Source organism: Pseudoalteromonas sp. RW-H-Ap-1, from assembly GCF_048318575.1.
Classification (GTDB): Bacteria; Pseudomonadota; Gammaproteobacteria; order Enterobacterales; family Alteromonadaceae; genus Pseudoalteromonas.
On the sequence record NZ_CP166996.1, the window covers coordinates 2,982,575 to 2,995,734 of the forward strand.

The window sequence follows — 13,160 nt, forward strand, 5'->3', positions numbered from 1 at the left end:
GCTCTTATCTCCCGTCGTTAAAGCGATCATTGTTAAAGCGATCGTTACCACTATTAACAGTGCTGTTGCGTGACGTATTTACCTTGTTACGTAAATCGTTGATATCGCTTGAGCTAGGTAAAGCAACACGTCTTGATGAACCCTGTTTTTCCATGATTTTATCAAGTGGTAAGTACATCATGTTATTGCCGCCTTTAACATCAACCAATACTTTAGAGCTATTACCTAGCACTTCTTGCATCGTATCTATGTATAAACGCTCACGTGTTACTTCTTTAGCTGCTTGGTATTCTGGAAGTAATTTCTCAAAACGAGCTACTTCACCTTGCGCTTCTAGAGTAATACGTTCTTGGTAACCTTCAGCTTCTTGCGTCATACGAGTCACTTGACCACGCGCACGCGGTTCGATTTCACGGGCATACGCTTCTGCTTCACGAATAAAGCGTTGCTCATCCTCTTGGGCCGCAATTGCATCATCAAACGCGTCTTTAACTTCCATTGGTGGACGAGAATCCTTGAAGTTAACGTCGGTTACGATTAAACCTAAATTATAAGGTTCGATGATTTGATTTAGCTCATCCCAGGTATTTTGACGCACAACTTCACGGCCGTTCGTCAGTACTTGGTCCATTTTTGAATGACCAACAACGTAACGCAGCGCACTATCTAATGCTTCTTCAAGGCTGCTGTCAGCGTTAGTAACACTAAATTTGTACAAGTAAGGGTCGATTACTCGATACTGTACTTCAAATTCAACGCTTACTACGTTTTCATCTTCGGTTAGCATAAAGCCTGATGCTGATAACGAGCGAACAGCTTCGATATCGACTGGAATAACCGTTTCAACAAAGGTCATTTTCCAACGCAAGCCAGGATCTGCAATTCGGTCAAACTTACCAAATTGAAGAACGACGCCGCGCTCAGCTTCTTTCACCGTATAAATACCGCTTAACGCCCATACAATTGCAGCGATAATAAGTACAAATGAAATACCGGCTCCGCCAAGTCCACCGCCGCTACCATTGCCGGATTTTTTACCGCCAAATAAGCCGTTAAACTTGTTACTGAATTTACGGAACACCTCGTCTAAATCAGGTGGGCCTTGATCACGTCCGCCTTTGTTATTCCACGGATCTTTGTCATTGCCATTATTACCCGGTTCATTCCAGGCCATAGCTATACTCCATTGTTATCTAAATAAATTCGGAAATTGTGTTAAATCTAACAAATCTTCTGCGTTTCTTATACTAAAACCGACATTAATCTTGCAGTTTTTAATCTCAACTAATAAAACTTTCAATTTCAGGGCCAAAATCTTTAATTAAACGGTTCCACTCAATCATAGGCAATCTTACATCAAGCAACCAATTACCTTGTTCATCAAACCGCTCATTGTGTACTGCACTTAAATTAAATAGTGATGCTCTTAAACGCCCATATTGTGGCGCGAGTAATAACGTTTCATTTAGCATTTGCTTAGCGAGTAAATCGCTAATAGCTTCACTAAGTAACTCACAGCCTTCGCCAGTTTTTGCTGATAGCCATACCCTTTTAGGTTGGCCCTCGTCATCACGATCAATACGTGGCGTTACCTCATCCAGCGCATCAATTTTGTTATAAACTAATAACTGCGGTACCTCGTCGGCTTCAATTTCTTTGAGGACTTCTTGTACCTGTTCAATATTTTCTTTTCGGCGAGGATCAGCTACATCTATCACATGCAGTTGTAAATCGGCTTCACGCGTCTCGGTAAGGGTTGCTTTAAATGCAGCCACCAAATCATGCGGTAAGTGTCGAATAAATCCTACGGTATCGGCTAAAATAACAGAACCAACATCACCAATATCGAGTTTACGCAGTGTTGGATCTAGTGTGGCGAATAGCTGATCGGCTGCATATACATCTGAATCAGTAATATAATTAAACAGTGTTGATTTTCCGGCATTAGTGTAACCCACCAGCGACACTGTTGGAATTTCATTGCGCGTACGAGCACGTCGACCTTGCTCACGCTGTACAGCCACTTTCGCTAGTCGTGCACGAATATTTTTAATACGTGCGCGCAATAAACGTCGATCTGTTTCTAGCTGCGTTTCACCCGGACCACGTAAGCCTATACCCCCTTTTTGACGCTCAAGGTGGGTCCAACCACGAATTAAACGTGTAGACATGTGACGAAGCTGCGCCAACTCAACCTGAAGTTTACCTTCATGAGTACGGGCACGCTGAGCAAAAATATCAAGAATAAGTGTTGTTCTATCAAGTACCCGACATTGGCAAACACGCTCTAAATTGCGTTCTTGAGACGGGCTCAACTGATGGTTAAAAATGACAACATCGGCGTTGTGGATTTTGACAATTTCAGCTATTTCTTCCGCTTTGCCGGTACCGACAAATAGCTTGGGATGTGGTGCTTGACGGCTGCCTTGCACAACCGCCAAACTACTAACACCAGCAGAAGATACCAACATTTCTAATTCATGAAGATCTTCGCGATCCCCATCTTTAGGTAGGTCGATATGGACTAAAATTGCCTGTTCGCCAGATTCATAGCGGTCAAACAAGCATTACGCTCCTAATTTAAAAGTTTCCTGGTTCAGTTTCTTCAGTGTCTTCATTTCCCTGTACACCTTGGAAGTTGACTGCGCGTGCAGGTACAACTGTTGAAATTGCATGTTTATACACCATTTGATTAACAGTGTTTTCCAGTAAAATTACAAATTGGTCAAATGACTGAATTTTACCTTGTAATTTTATGCCATTTACCAAAAAGATTGATACTGGAATGCGCTCGCGGCGTAATGCATTTAAAAATGGGTCTTGTAACGATTGGCCTTTTGCCATGTTATTATTCCTTCGTTCTAGGTGTTATTATAATTAAGTGGCTGAACTAATTTAATAAAGCTAAATTTTGTCCAGCTACTACTAGCTTAGCGAACTTACTACACGATGCAAGTTTTCTTCATCACCGGTTGTTAACCATGTAACGTCAGGCCAACTTCTTAACCACGTTAATTGACGCTTGGCCAATTGACGGGTGGCAGCAATACCGCGAAAAACCATTTCATCATGGTCTATTTCACCCGCAAGGTAATCCCACATCTGTCTATAACCTACACAACGAATAGAAGGCATATTGGGATGTAAATCCTCACGTAGATATAGGGTCGAAACTTCTTTTTCAAACCCCTGTTCAATCATTATTTTAAACCTTTCTGCAATTCGCTGATGTAGCTCTTTACGATCATCTGGGGCAATAGCAAATTGATGAAAAGTATATGGTAAAGGTGGCTGTTTTTGCTTCTGCAATTCAGTCATTGTTTTACCTGTTATACGGTAAACCTCTAAAGCACGATTAATTCGTTGTGAATCATTTTCACTCATCTTTTGCGCAGCTTGCGGATCTACTTTTAATAGCTCTTGGTATAAATGTGGCCAACCGTGCTCTTTAGCCTGTACTTCAAGCTCAGCTCTTATCTGCTCATCAGCCTCTGGTAGAGGGGATAATCCATCAATAAGGGCTTTAAAGTACATCATTGTACCTCCAACCAGTACAGGCACTTTACCTTGTTGATGAAATTTATCAATTTTTTCTATCGCATCGCGTCTAAAATCAGCTACTGAATAGGTTTCGCTTGGGTCGAGTAAATCAATTAGGTGATGGGGTGCACGTGCTAGTTCGTCGGCATCCGGTTTAGCGGTACCAATATCCATACCTTTATAAACCAGTGCCGAATCAACGCTGATAATTTCAGTATTTAAATGCTCACACAGTGAAATTGCCAATGCTGTTTTACCAGCAGCGGTGGGGCCCATTAAAAATATGACCGGTAAATTACTCAACACGAATACCCTAATTAAATTGCGCTAGATAAGACTTTAGATCTATTTTAACTGCTTTTTCACGTAAACGTTCAATTGTTTGCGCATTATTTTGTAAGCGAGTTTGCTGTGCTGCAAACGCATTACTGGCATAGAACCGTGTGGGTATTACATTTACCTGCCACGCTAACCACTTATCAATACTTTCTAACTGGGCTTTACACCCCTCAAGTAAGGCATTTACTGCGGCACTCACGTCAAGTAAGTATAAGCAAACAGGCAACTTTTTAACCATAACAAATTGTTTTTCAATTAAAAGTTCAAAACCAAGCAAAGTAAACCATGATTGTTGCGCAGCAAGCAGTTCGGTATCTTGTTTTGACACATTAACCCGTACGGGTAATAACAATGCTTTACCCTCAAGACTGCCTTGCTCTTTAATTTGTGCAAGCCAATCATCCGCTAGCGCATATTTAAAGTGTGAACAATAAAGTTGGTTCTCATCATTAAACACACAAGCGCCCTGCTCAATGGTTAGTATATCGACAGTACGAAGCGCTGTATCTGATACTTGGGTCTCATCTGATTGCATAAATGGAACTGGATTATCAAAGTGATGTGCTTGCTGCTCACTCACACCTTGATAAAACGCATTTACGTCGTGGTAATTTCGACTTTCAGCACGTTGTTGATTACCTGTACTTTGAGTTGCACCACTATAAGTAGTGCTATGCGCTGAAGGTGACCGACTAGGCTGTAATGATGACTTAGGATAATCAAACGGTTCGCTACTGGTAGCAGTGTGTGCATTTAATGCAGCCACCGGTGGGCTATTATCATTAGCTTCACAGGAGCTTGAAAACTCAGCTTGCAGGGGCACAACAACTTGTTTTATCGCTTGCAAAATAAAGTCGTGAACTAAGCGCCCTTGATGAAAGCGCACCTCATGTTTAGCAGGGTGTACGTTCACATCCACTTGACGTGGATCTATATCAATATAAATCACAAATCCAGGTAACTCTTGCTCACCACTGACCTCTTCAAATGCTTGGCGAATAGCATGTAATATAAGTTTATCGCGCATCATCCGATTATTTACATAGGTGTACTGTGTGGTATTGGCCGAGCCAACCGGCAGAACCCAGCCATGTAGTTGCAGCCCTGCTTCACCTGATTGAATATGCAGTCCATGTGCAGCAAACGCTTTACCCGCAACTTGGGCAACTCGTGTAATCGCTTGAGCAGGATCGGTTTTAGCGCGATACTGCCGCACTACTTTTTCGTTATGAGTTAACGTAATTGATACATCAAAACGACTCAGCGCAATCCGCTTTATAAGCTCATCAATATGGCTAAACTCGGTTTTTTCGGTACGTAAAAACTTACGCCGTGCTGGGGTATTAAAAAATAAGTCTTTTACTTCAATTGTAGTACCGCTGGGATGTGCCACAGGCTTTACCTCTACGGCCATATCTCGACCTTGTGCAAAGGCTTGCCAAGCAGCTTCTTGCTGTTCGGGCTTAGAGCTTAAGGTTAAGCGAGATACCGAGCTAATGGACGCGAGAGCTTCGCCTCTAAAGCCTAAAGAGCAAATGTTTTCTAAGTCATCGAGCGACTTTAGTTTACTGGTAGCATGGCGAGAAAGCGCTAATGTGAGCTCCTCTTTTGCAATGCCTGAACCATTATCACGAATTCGAATCAGCTTGTGACCACCGCGCTCAATATCTATTTGAATACGTGTCGCACCTGCATCTAGGCTATTTTCTACTAACTCTTTAACCACCGACGCGGGGCGCTCAACAACTTCACCCGCCGCAATTTGGTTTGCCAAGCGCGCAGGTAATATTTCAATACTCATAAAAACCTTAAATGTTGTGCGCTTTTAAAATTAACTCTGAGGAATATCAAGTTCCTGGCCAATAAATAGCGTATTTGAACTGAGCTTATTAACCTGTTTTATTTTACTGATACTAACGCCATATCGACCTGCCAACATACTTAGTGACTCCCCGGGACGTACCTTGTGCTTTGTTGGGTATTGAGACTTTAGTGACGCAAACAGAGAGTCGTCGGGTGGATTACGTAAGTAATAATTTTTAATTGAAGTAAACATCGCTTTTGCCAAACGCTCTTGGTGATTGGCACTTTTTAGTAGTCGTTCTTCACGAGGGTTAGAGATAAACCCAGTTTCAACTAAAATAGACGGAATATCTGGCGACTTCAATACTGCAAGGCTGGCATGTTGCGGTGCCTTTTTGTGCATTTTTGCTACTTTTTTTAATTCTTTTATCATTTCATCTGCAACACTTAGCCCTGTTTTCATGGAATGATCCATCGACATATCAAGCAAGGCTTGTGCTAAGTACTTTTCATTTGCAGCATCTTTAATTACATCGGCAGCACCGCCAAGTAACTCTGAGTGTTTTTCTTTATCCTCAATCCATTTACCAATTTCTGAATTGGCACGTCGCAGCGACAACACCCATACAGAAGCACCATTGGGTCCCGGACTGGTAAACGCATCTGCATGAATAGAGACAAAAAAATCAGCTTTTTTCTGGCGAGCGCGATTAGTACGTGTATTAAGTTTAACAAAGTAATCGCCACTGCGAACCATACGCGAAATCATGCCTCGCTCAGCATCAATCATCCGCTCTAAACGCTTAGCAATTTGCAAAGTGATGTCTTTTTCGTAAGTACCTGATGGGCCAATGGATCCTGGGTCTTCACCACCATGGCCTGCATCAATAGCAATTACAATATCGCGCTCTTGGCTTAATTGGCGTTTTTTAGCCGCAGTTTGTGCCGGACTAACCGCTCCTTGTGATTGGCTTTTGTCGTATAAGTCGACCACCAACCTGTTTTTATAAGGCCCAGTAGGTGCCAACGCAAATACCACAGGTTTTACCGGCCCATTTAATTCAAACACTAAACGCACGCTGCGCTTATTTTTAGGTTTTGAATAGCGTAACTTACTAACAATTTGGTGTTTTGGTGGCACACCTGGTAATGTTTTCAACTCATCAGTGTTTTCTAAATCAACCACTAAACGGCTTGGATTTTTTAGCATAAAGTAGCTGAAGTCGGGTTTATCGTCGAGATCAAACACCACCCGAGTGCTATCAGGTGATGGCCAGACACGCACACTATTAATGGTGTTTTGCGCCCACAATGGCAAGCTCACTGAAAAAAACATGAGGTAAATAAAAAGCTTAACTAAACCACGACTCATTTTGATAATCACTGCCTTAACTATTTTATTATCTATTATTTAGCTTTTCGACAATTGCTACACCACGCTCACTCGCACCGTTAATAACAATTTTACGCTCATCACCTACATAACTTAGCGTAGCATTTAGATCGGGAACAGGAATAAATTCTCCGCCTTTTTCCGGCCACTCAACAATACAAGTTGCCGTTGCTGAAAAATAATCGCGAATCCCCATAAATTCAAGCTCTTCTGGGTCACCTAATCGATATAAATCAAAATGATAAACATTGCCACGCACAAGCTCGTAGGGTTCAACTAGTGTATAAGTGGGACTTTTAACCTTACCTGTATGACCAAAACCTTGCACTATACCGCGAGTAAATGTCGTTTTACCGGCCCCCAAGTCACCATGCAAATAAATAACTGCGCCCTGTTCTATTATGGCAGCTAATTTATTTCCCATTGCAACAGTGGCATTTTCATCAACTAAATGAAAATTAAAACTACACGACATGATTACCTCAAAATTTACGAAAAGCGCATATTTGTTAATCATACCAGATTATTTATTTAAGGTGATACTGCCTCTTTTTTAAAGATAAAAAAACCGGCATAAGCCGGTTTTTAATTAGCATGGACTTTACAGCCCTAATTTCTTCTCAAGATAGTGGATATTTGTACCACCATTTTTGAAGTTTTCATCTGCAAGAATACGCTTATGCAGTGGGGTGTTGGTTTTAATACCATCGATAACAAGTTCATTAAGTGCATTACGTGCACGGGCAATGGCTACATCACGGTTTTCACCGTAAGTAATTAGCTTGCCAATCATTGAATCGTAATGTGGAGGAACTGTGTAGTCAGCGTAAATATGGCTGTCCCAACGAATACCTAAACCACCAGCTGGATGAAAACGGGTAATTTTACCAGGTGATGGAATAAAAGTTTCTGGGTCTTCAGCATTAATACGACACTCAATAGCATGGCCACGAATAACCACATCTTCTTGAGTGAATGATAAAGGCTGACCAGCGGCAATTTTTAATTGTTCTTTGATTAAATCAACACCGGTGACCATTTCAGTTACTGGGTGCTCAACCTGAATACGGGTGTTCATTTCAATGAAGTAAAATTCACCGTTCTCGTATAAGAACTCAAACGTACCCGCACCACGATAACCAATTTCGATACATGCGCGTGTACAACGCTCACCAATGAACTTACGTACTTCTGCAGTAATACCTGGTGCTGGCGCCTCTTCCACTACTTTTTGGTGACGACGTTGCATTGAACAATCACGTTCACCTAAGTGAACCGCATTGCCTTGACCGTCGGCCAATACTTGTACTTCGATGTGGCGTGGGTTTTCAAGGAATTTCTCCATGTAAACCATGCTGTTGCCAAAGAACTGCTTTGCTTCTTGTTGTGTTAGCGCAATTGAATTGATTAACTCAGCTTCGTTGCGAACAACACGCATACCACGGCCACCGCCACCGCCAGCTGCTTTAATAATTACCGGATAACCAATACGCTTAGCAATTTGCATGTTGCGCTCTTTATCATCCGATACAGGACCATCAGAACCTGGTACACAAGGAACGCCTGCTTTACGCATAGCTTCGATTGCCGATACTTTATCGCCCATTAGACGAATAGTGTCGCCACGAGGACCAATAAATACAAAACCACTTTGCTCAACTTGGTCGGCAAAGTCTGCATTTTCAGCAAGAAAACCATAACCTGGGTGGATAGCGACCGCATCAGTAATTTCTGCTGCGGCAATAATACGTGGAATGTCTAAGTAACTTTCAGTTGCTGCTGGTTTACCAATACAGATGGTTTCATCTGCTAGTAATACGTGCTTAAGATCGCGATCCGCCGTTGAATGCACAGCAACCGTTTTGATCCCAAGCTCTTTGCAGGCGCGCAATATACGAAGTGCAATTTCACCTCGGTTTGCAATGACTACTTTATCTAACATGAGAGTTGGCCTTTTACGTTGCGCTATTATTCAATGATGAATAAAGGTTGATCAAATTCTACTGGCTCGCCGTTTTCTACTAAGATAGCTTTTACTGTACCGGCTTTATCTGACTCAATTTGGTTCATCATCTTCATTGCTTCAACGATACATAGCGTGTCGCCAACTTTAACCTGAGAGCCCACTTCAACATATGCTGGTGCTTCTGGAGAAGCTGCTGCATAAAAAGAACCTACCATAGGTGATTTAACTTGATGACCTGTAGGACCTGCAGGTGCTTCAGACTCTGCGGTTGCAGGTGTTGATGGTGCAGCTGCTACTGGAGCTGGTGCTGCAGGAGCATATTGCTGTGGTGCGAATTGCGCGTACGCAGGACCGGCACTCATGTTGTTACGATTAATACGTACTGATTCTTCACCTTCAGTGATTTCTAGTTCTGCAATACCTGATTCTTCTACTAATTCAATTAGTTTTTTGATCTTGCGAATATCCATAAACGGCCCGCCTATTAGTTTGTTAGTTTAAATTTAGTTTGAGTTTTGCAATCGGTTGACTGCTGCATTTAAAGCAGCGTGATAACCCATTGCACCTAAGCCACAAATAACGCCTTGCGCCACATCAGAAAAATAAGAGTGATGGCGAAACGTTTCACGTGCATGCACATTACTTAAGTGCACTTCAAAAAACGGAATATCAACGCTTAGCAATGCATCACGTAATGCGACGCTTGTGTGCGTAAATGCTGCTGGGTTAATTATTATGTAATCAACCGCTTGCCAAGCATCATGAATGCGTTCAATGAGCGCTTGCTCACTATTACTTTGGAAATGCGTTAACGCCACACCTAAACTATTAGCAGCGCTATTTAACTCGCTCATAATATGCTCTAAAGAATGCGAACCGTACTTATCAGGTTCACGCTTTCCTAGCATGTTTAAATTTGGGCCATTTATAACTAAAATCTTCAATTTTGCAGCCATAATACGCGATATATCCTATAAGTAATGAGTTAAGCGGTTACCAACTAGTTTTTCTCTAAAAAGTAAGCAGAAAAAAGTAAGATAGCAACAATTTCTCACGTTAACCAACTATTATAGTGATTTCGAAGTAAATAGCAGCAAAATACTGGTCTAATCTCTATCTTGGGGACATACCTTAAGGGGAGATAGCGGCACAACATTACCAATCATGTTGTGCCATATAGAATGGTTATTCAGCGCTGGCACGCACTGCAGCTAGGTGCTTAGCAAAATCATCTGCATTTAAAAAGCCAGTTACACGTTGTGTACTTAACTCTTCACCTTGAGTATTGAAGAATAAAATACTCGGCAAACCAAATACTGAATATGCTTCCATTAGCTCAATTGTTTCATTATCGCTTTGGGTTAAGTCAATCTGAATCAGTTGGTAATGACTAAACTCACTTTGCACTTGCGGGTCAGGAAATGTGTAATGCTCAAACTCTTTACACGCTACACACCAGTCAGCGTATAAGTCCACCATTACCATACGACCTTCACTATTTGCTTGTGAAACTGCTTGCTTCAACTCGGCTAAGTTAGCAACGTGCTTAAACTCATTGCTTTGCGTGGTTGTTTGTAAGCTCGCGTTTTGTGTTGGCCAAAAATAGTTTTTGGTTAAATTAAAGCCCGTAAGCACTAATAAAATAGCCATAAACCACAATAAAGTTTTTAATTTACCTTGTGTTTGGGCGCTTTGCCAATGATGGAAATAAAGCGCTGTGGCGATAGCTAATAGACCAGCTAATAGTAAAATTATCTCTATATCGATAATTCGCTCTAGCAAAATAAGTGGCACAACTAACATAATAAAACCAAATAAGGTTTTAACTTGTTCCATCCATCCGCCAGCTTTGGGTAATAGCTTACCTCCCGACGTACCTAGGAGTAACAACGGTAAGCCCATACCTAGGCTAAGTACGTAAAGCGTTAGTCCACCGACTAAATAGTCGCCGCTTTGCGCCACAAATAACAATGCCGCTGATAAAGGTGCCGTGGTACAGGGTGATGCAATAAGTCCTGATAAAACCCCCATCAGGAATACCCCAATATAGTTACCGCCTTTTTGATTATTGCTCACTTGGGTTAGCTTGTTCATCATGCCGCTGGGTAACTTTATTTCGTACCAACCGAACATCGACATAGCCAACAACACAAACAATAAGCTAAAACTTATCAATACATATGGGTGCTGTAAGTAACCTTGAACTTGGCCGCCTAATGCAGCAACCACTAACCCCAATGCGGCATAGGTAACCGCCATACCCTGAATATAAACAAATGACAGCGCAAATGCTTTTTTGGTAGACAGGTTCTTTTGACCCGCAATTAAGCTAGATAAAATAGGGAACATCGGAAATACACACGGTGTAAATGCTAAACCTACACCCACAGCAAAAAATATAGCTAGGTTAACCATTAAGCTTTGGCTGGCTAACTGCTCTGTAAAGGTGAGTTTTTTATCGGGTGTCGATGCAGTTACTGGCTTTTCTGCAGGTTGGCTAAGTGCCGAAAATGCACTACTTGCTGCGGTATTTTCATTAGTATTAGTTTTACTTGCTAATACACTTAATGGAATGCTGATGATTTCAGGTGGATAACACAGCCCTGCTTTTGCACAGCCTTGATAACGCACCTTAACAACGCCATCTTCACTCACATTACTAAGCTTGCTAATAACACTGAGAGAATTAAAAAACACTTCAGTTTTACCAAAAAACTCATCTTCAATTATTTCACCAGAGCCCAACTCAGGCACGTCAATGCTGGCGCCTTTAGCAATAATTTCTATTTTTTCTTTATATAAATAATAGTCATCAGCAATGTCCCAACCAACAAATAGCGTGCTGCCTTGCTGATCAAAATCAAATACAAACGCTTCATTGACCGGTAAAAATGTGTGCTGAGTTGGTTTTAGAAAATCATCAAGGTTATTTTGTGTTCCCCAAGCAGGCGCTATTAATACGCTCAATAAAAAAATAAAATAAAGCGCATTAATGAAGCACCTCATCCATCCAATTAAAATAAGCCAAGTTACCCGTTGCCACATCAACAACTTGTATTTCTGGTACTTCGTAGCTATGAAGATCTTTTAAGGTTAAAAATACATCATTCATTTTGTCAGCTTTGGTTTTAATTAGTAATTTTACTTCAGTTGCTTCAGCTACTTCACCTTCCCATATGTAAATAGAACTCATGGCAGGTAAAATATTTACACAAGCGGCTAGTTTCTTTTCAATTAGCGCCATAGCCAATAAACGGGCTTCATCGTTATCTTTGCAAGTGGTAAAAATAAGTTTAAATTGCGTTGTCATAGTGAACCTTTACTTGTTTACGGGGGTCTAGCCCCATAGTAGCTGATAGCGGGTATAATGTGTAGACACGAACTCTGCCAACATTTTGGGTCTTTGCAGTCAAGTGACTTAAACCCACTAGCTATAATTTTACTAACATTAGAGTTGATTACTTACTCTTATTAGCTTGAAAATAGACCCGACAACCCTCACTTATATTTCACTAGCACCTTAATGAGTGTCATTTTTAGAGAGTCTTATGTTTAGAATTTTATTTTTACTGTTTATCATCATCCCTATTATTGAAATTGCTTTGCTAATTCAGGTTAGTGATGTGATAGGTGGCTTTGCAACAATCGCTTTGGTAGTACTAACCGCCATTGTGGGTGCGAAAATGGTGAAACAGCAAGGAATGGGCGCACTACAAAACGTACAAGTGCAAATGGCACAAGGGCAAATGCCCGCTAAAGAGTTGTTTACCGGTATCTGCGTGATTATTGCAGGGGTCCTGTTATTAACCCCCGGCATTATGACGGATGTATTTGGCTTACTGCTTCTTACCCCTGCTATTCGTAACAAATTAGCCGCAGGACTTGCTAGTCAAGCAACGGTGAGAATGAGCGCTAGTATGCACCAAACGGGTACTTCAGGATTTTCACAACCTCATCAATCTATGCACCATGAACAAGATGAAAACCGCCCCAGTACTATAGATGGTGAATACGAGCGAAAAGATTAAAAATTTATCATTTTTTCTCTTGGAATTTTTCACTCCACCCCCATTAATGATAGCAAATTAGATACACTTTTTTCTGTACTGTTCAGAAACT

Annotated in this window: 13 protein-coding genes; 1 reads left to right on the forward strand and 12 read right to left on the reverse strand. The window is 41.3% G+C overall.

Going from position 1 to position 13,160, the window contains the following annotated elements:
- Nucleotides 1-4: 4 nt before the first annotated feature.
- From hflK to cutA, 12 genes are all read right to left on the reverse strand, one after another.
- The gene (gene hflK, locus AB8618_RS14200; RefSeq protein ID WP_413400877.1) at nucleotides 5-1,174 is read right to left on the reverse strand and encodes an FtsH protease activity modulator HflK; all 1,170 of its coding nucleotides are present in this window, start codon (nucleotides 1,172-1,174) and stop codon (nucleotides 5-7) included.
- A 106-nt stretch (nucleotides 1,175-1,280) separates the two neighbouring features.
- A complete protein-coding gene (hflX, locus tag AB8618_RS14205) occupies nucleotides 1,281-2,564 on the reverse strand; it encodes a ribosome rescue GTPase HflX (protein ID WP_413400878.1) in 1,284 nt (427 codons plus the stop codon).
- Between the two features lie 16 nt (nucleotides 2,565-2,580).
- Nucleotides 2,581-2,844: an RNA chaperone Hfq gene (gene hfq / locus AB8618_RS14210; RefSeq protein WP_008113494.1), complete on the reverse strand. Its 264-nt coding sequence runs from the start codon at nucleotides 2,842-2,844 to the stop codon at nucleotides 2,581-2,583.
- An 81-nt stretch (nucleotides 2,845-2,925) separates the two neighbouring features.
- Entirely contained in the window at nucleotides 2,926-3,843 is a 918-nt protein-coding gene (miaA, locus tag AB8618_RS14215; RefSeq protein WP_413402885.1) for a tRNA (adenosine(37)-N6)-dimethylallyltransferase MiaA, read from the reverse strand.
- 10 nt (nucleotides 3,844-3,853) lie between these two features.
- The gene (gene mutL / locus AB8618_RS14220) at nucleotides 3,854-5,680 is read right to left on the reverse strand and encodes a DNA mismatch repair endonuclease MutL (protein WP_413400879.1); all 1,827 of its coding nucleotides are present in this window, start codon (nucleotides 5,678-5,680) and stop codon (nucleotides 3,854-3,856) included.
- Between the two features lie 30 nt (nucleotides 5,681-5,710).
- Nucleotides 5,711-7,054, reverse strand: coding sequence for an N-acetylmuramoyl-L-alanine amidase (locus AB8618_RS14225; RefSeq protein WP_413400880.1), 1,344 nt, complete (start codon nucleotides 7,052-7,054; stop codon nucleotides 5,711-5,713).
- Between the two features lie 28 nt (nucleotides 7,055-7,082).
- Nucleotides 7,083-7,550, reverse strand: a complete 468-nt coding sequence (gene tsaE, locus AB8618_RS14230; protein ID WP_413400881.1) for a tRNA (adenosine(37)-N6)-threonylcarbamoyltransferase complex ATPase subunit type 1 TsaE — start codon at nucleotides 7,548-7,550, stop codon at nucleotides 7,083-7,085.
- 126 nt (nucleotides 7,551-7,676) lie between these two features.
- A complete protein-coding gene (gene accC / locus AB8618_RS14235; protein ID WP_008113500.1) occupies nucleotides 7,677-9,017 on the reverse strand; it encodes an acetyl-CoA carboxylase biotin carboxylase subunit in 1,341 nt (446 codons plus the stop codon).
- A gap of 26 nt (nucleotides 9,018-9,043) precedes the next feature.
- Nucleotides 9,044-9,511 carry an acetyl-CoA carboxylase biotin carboxyl carrier protein gene (gene accB, locus AB8618_RS14240; protein WP_413400882.1) on the reverse strand — a complete coding sequence of 156 codons (468 nt, stop codon included), beginning with the start codon at nucleotides 9,509-9,511 and terminating at the stop codon, nucleotides 9,044-9,046.
- Nucleotides 9,512-9,544: 33 nt separating this feature from the next.
- Nucleotides 9,545-9,997, reverse strand: a complete 453-nt coding sequence (aroQ, locus tag AB8618_RS14245; protein ID WP_413400883.1) for a type II 3-dehydroquinate dehydratase — start codon at nucleotides 9,995-9,997, stop codon at nucleotides 9,545-9,547.
- A gap of 229 nt (nucleotides 9,998-10,226) precedes the next feature.
- On the reverse strand, nucleotides 10,227-12,047 hold the full coding sequence (locus AB8618_RS14250; protein ID WP_418157316.1) for a protein-disulfide reductase DsbD: 1,821 nt from the start codon (nucleotides 12,045-12,047) through the stop codon (nucleotides 10,227-10,229).
- Complete coding sequence (gene cutA / locus AB8618_RS14255) at nucleotides 12,031-12,351, reverse strand: divalent-cation tolerance protein CutA (RefSeq protein WP_010391672.1); 321 nt, start codon at nucleotides 12,349-12,351, stop codon at nucleotides 12,031-12,033. Before cutA ends, AB8618_RS14250 begins: the two co-directional genes overlap by 17 nt.
- Nucleotides 12,352-12,589: 238 nt before the next feature.
- On the opposite strand from cutA, the gene AB8618_RS14260 reads away from it, so the two are divergent.
- On the forward strand, nucleotides 12,590-13,069 hold the full coding sequence (locus AB8618_RS14260) for an FxsA family protein (protein ID WP_413400885.1): 480 nt from the start codon (nucleotides 12,590-12,592) through the stop codon (nucleotides 13,067-13,069).
- The last annotated feature ends 91 nt before the right edge of the window (nucleotides 13,070-13,160 follow it).

Bases quoted from the DNA above. Each gene is read 5' to 3' on its own strand.
- tsaE (WP_413400881.1), bottom strand. From the start codon at position 7,550: ATGTCGTGTAGTTTTAATTTTCATTTAGTTGATGAAAATGCCACTGTT.
- AB8618_RS14260 (WP_413400885.1), top strand. From the start codon at position 12,590: ATGTTTAGAATTTTATTTTTACTGTTTATCATCATCCCTATTATTGAA.
- mutL (WP_413400879.1), bottom strand. From the start codon at position 5,680: ATGAGTATTGAAATATTACCTGCGCGCTTGGCAAACCAAATTGCGGCG.
- AB8618_RS14225 (WP_413400880.1), bottom strand. From the start codon at position 7,054: ATGAGTCGTGGTTTAGTTAAGCTTTTTATTTACCTCATGTTTTTTTCA.
- AB8618_RS14250 (WP_418157316.1), bottom strand. From the start codon at position 12,047: ATGAGGTGCTTCATTAATGCGCTTTATTTTATTTTTTTATTGAGCGTA.
- hflK (WP_413400877.1), bottom strand. From the start codon at position 1,174: ATGGCCTGGAATGAACCGGGTAATAATGGCAATGACAAAGATCCGTGG.
- cutA (WP_010391672.1), bottom strand. From the start codon at position 12,351: ATGACAACGCAATTTAAACTTATTTTTACCACTTGCAAAGATAACGAT.
- accC (WP_008113500.1), bottom strand. From the start codon at position 9,017: ATGTTAGATAAAGTAGTCATTGCAAACCGAGGTGAAATTGCACTTCGT.
- hfq (WP_008113494.1), bottom strand. From the start codon at position 2,844: ATGGCAAAAGGCCAATCGTTACAAGACCCATTTTTAAATGCATTACGC.
- accB (WP_413400882.1), bottom strand. From the start codon at position 9,511: ATGGATATTCGCAAGATCAAAAAACTAATTGAATTAGTAGAAGAATCA.
- aroQ (WP_413400883.1), bottom strand. From the start codon at position 9,997: ATGGCTGCAAAATTGAAGATTTTAGTTATAAATGGCCCAAATTTAAAC.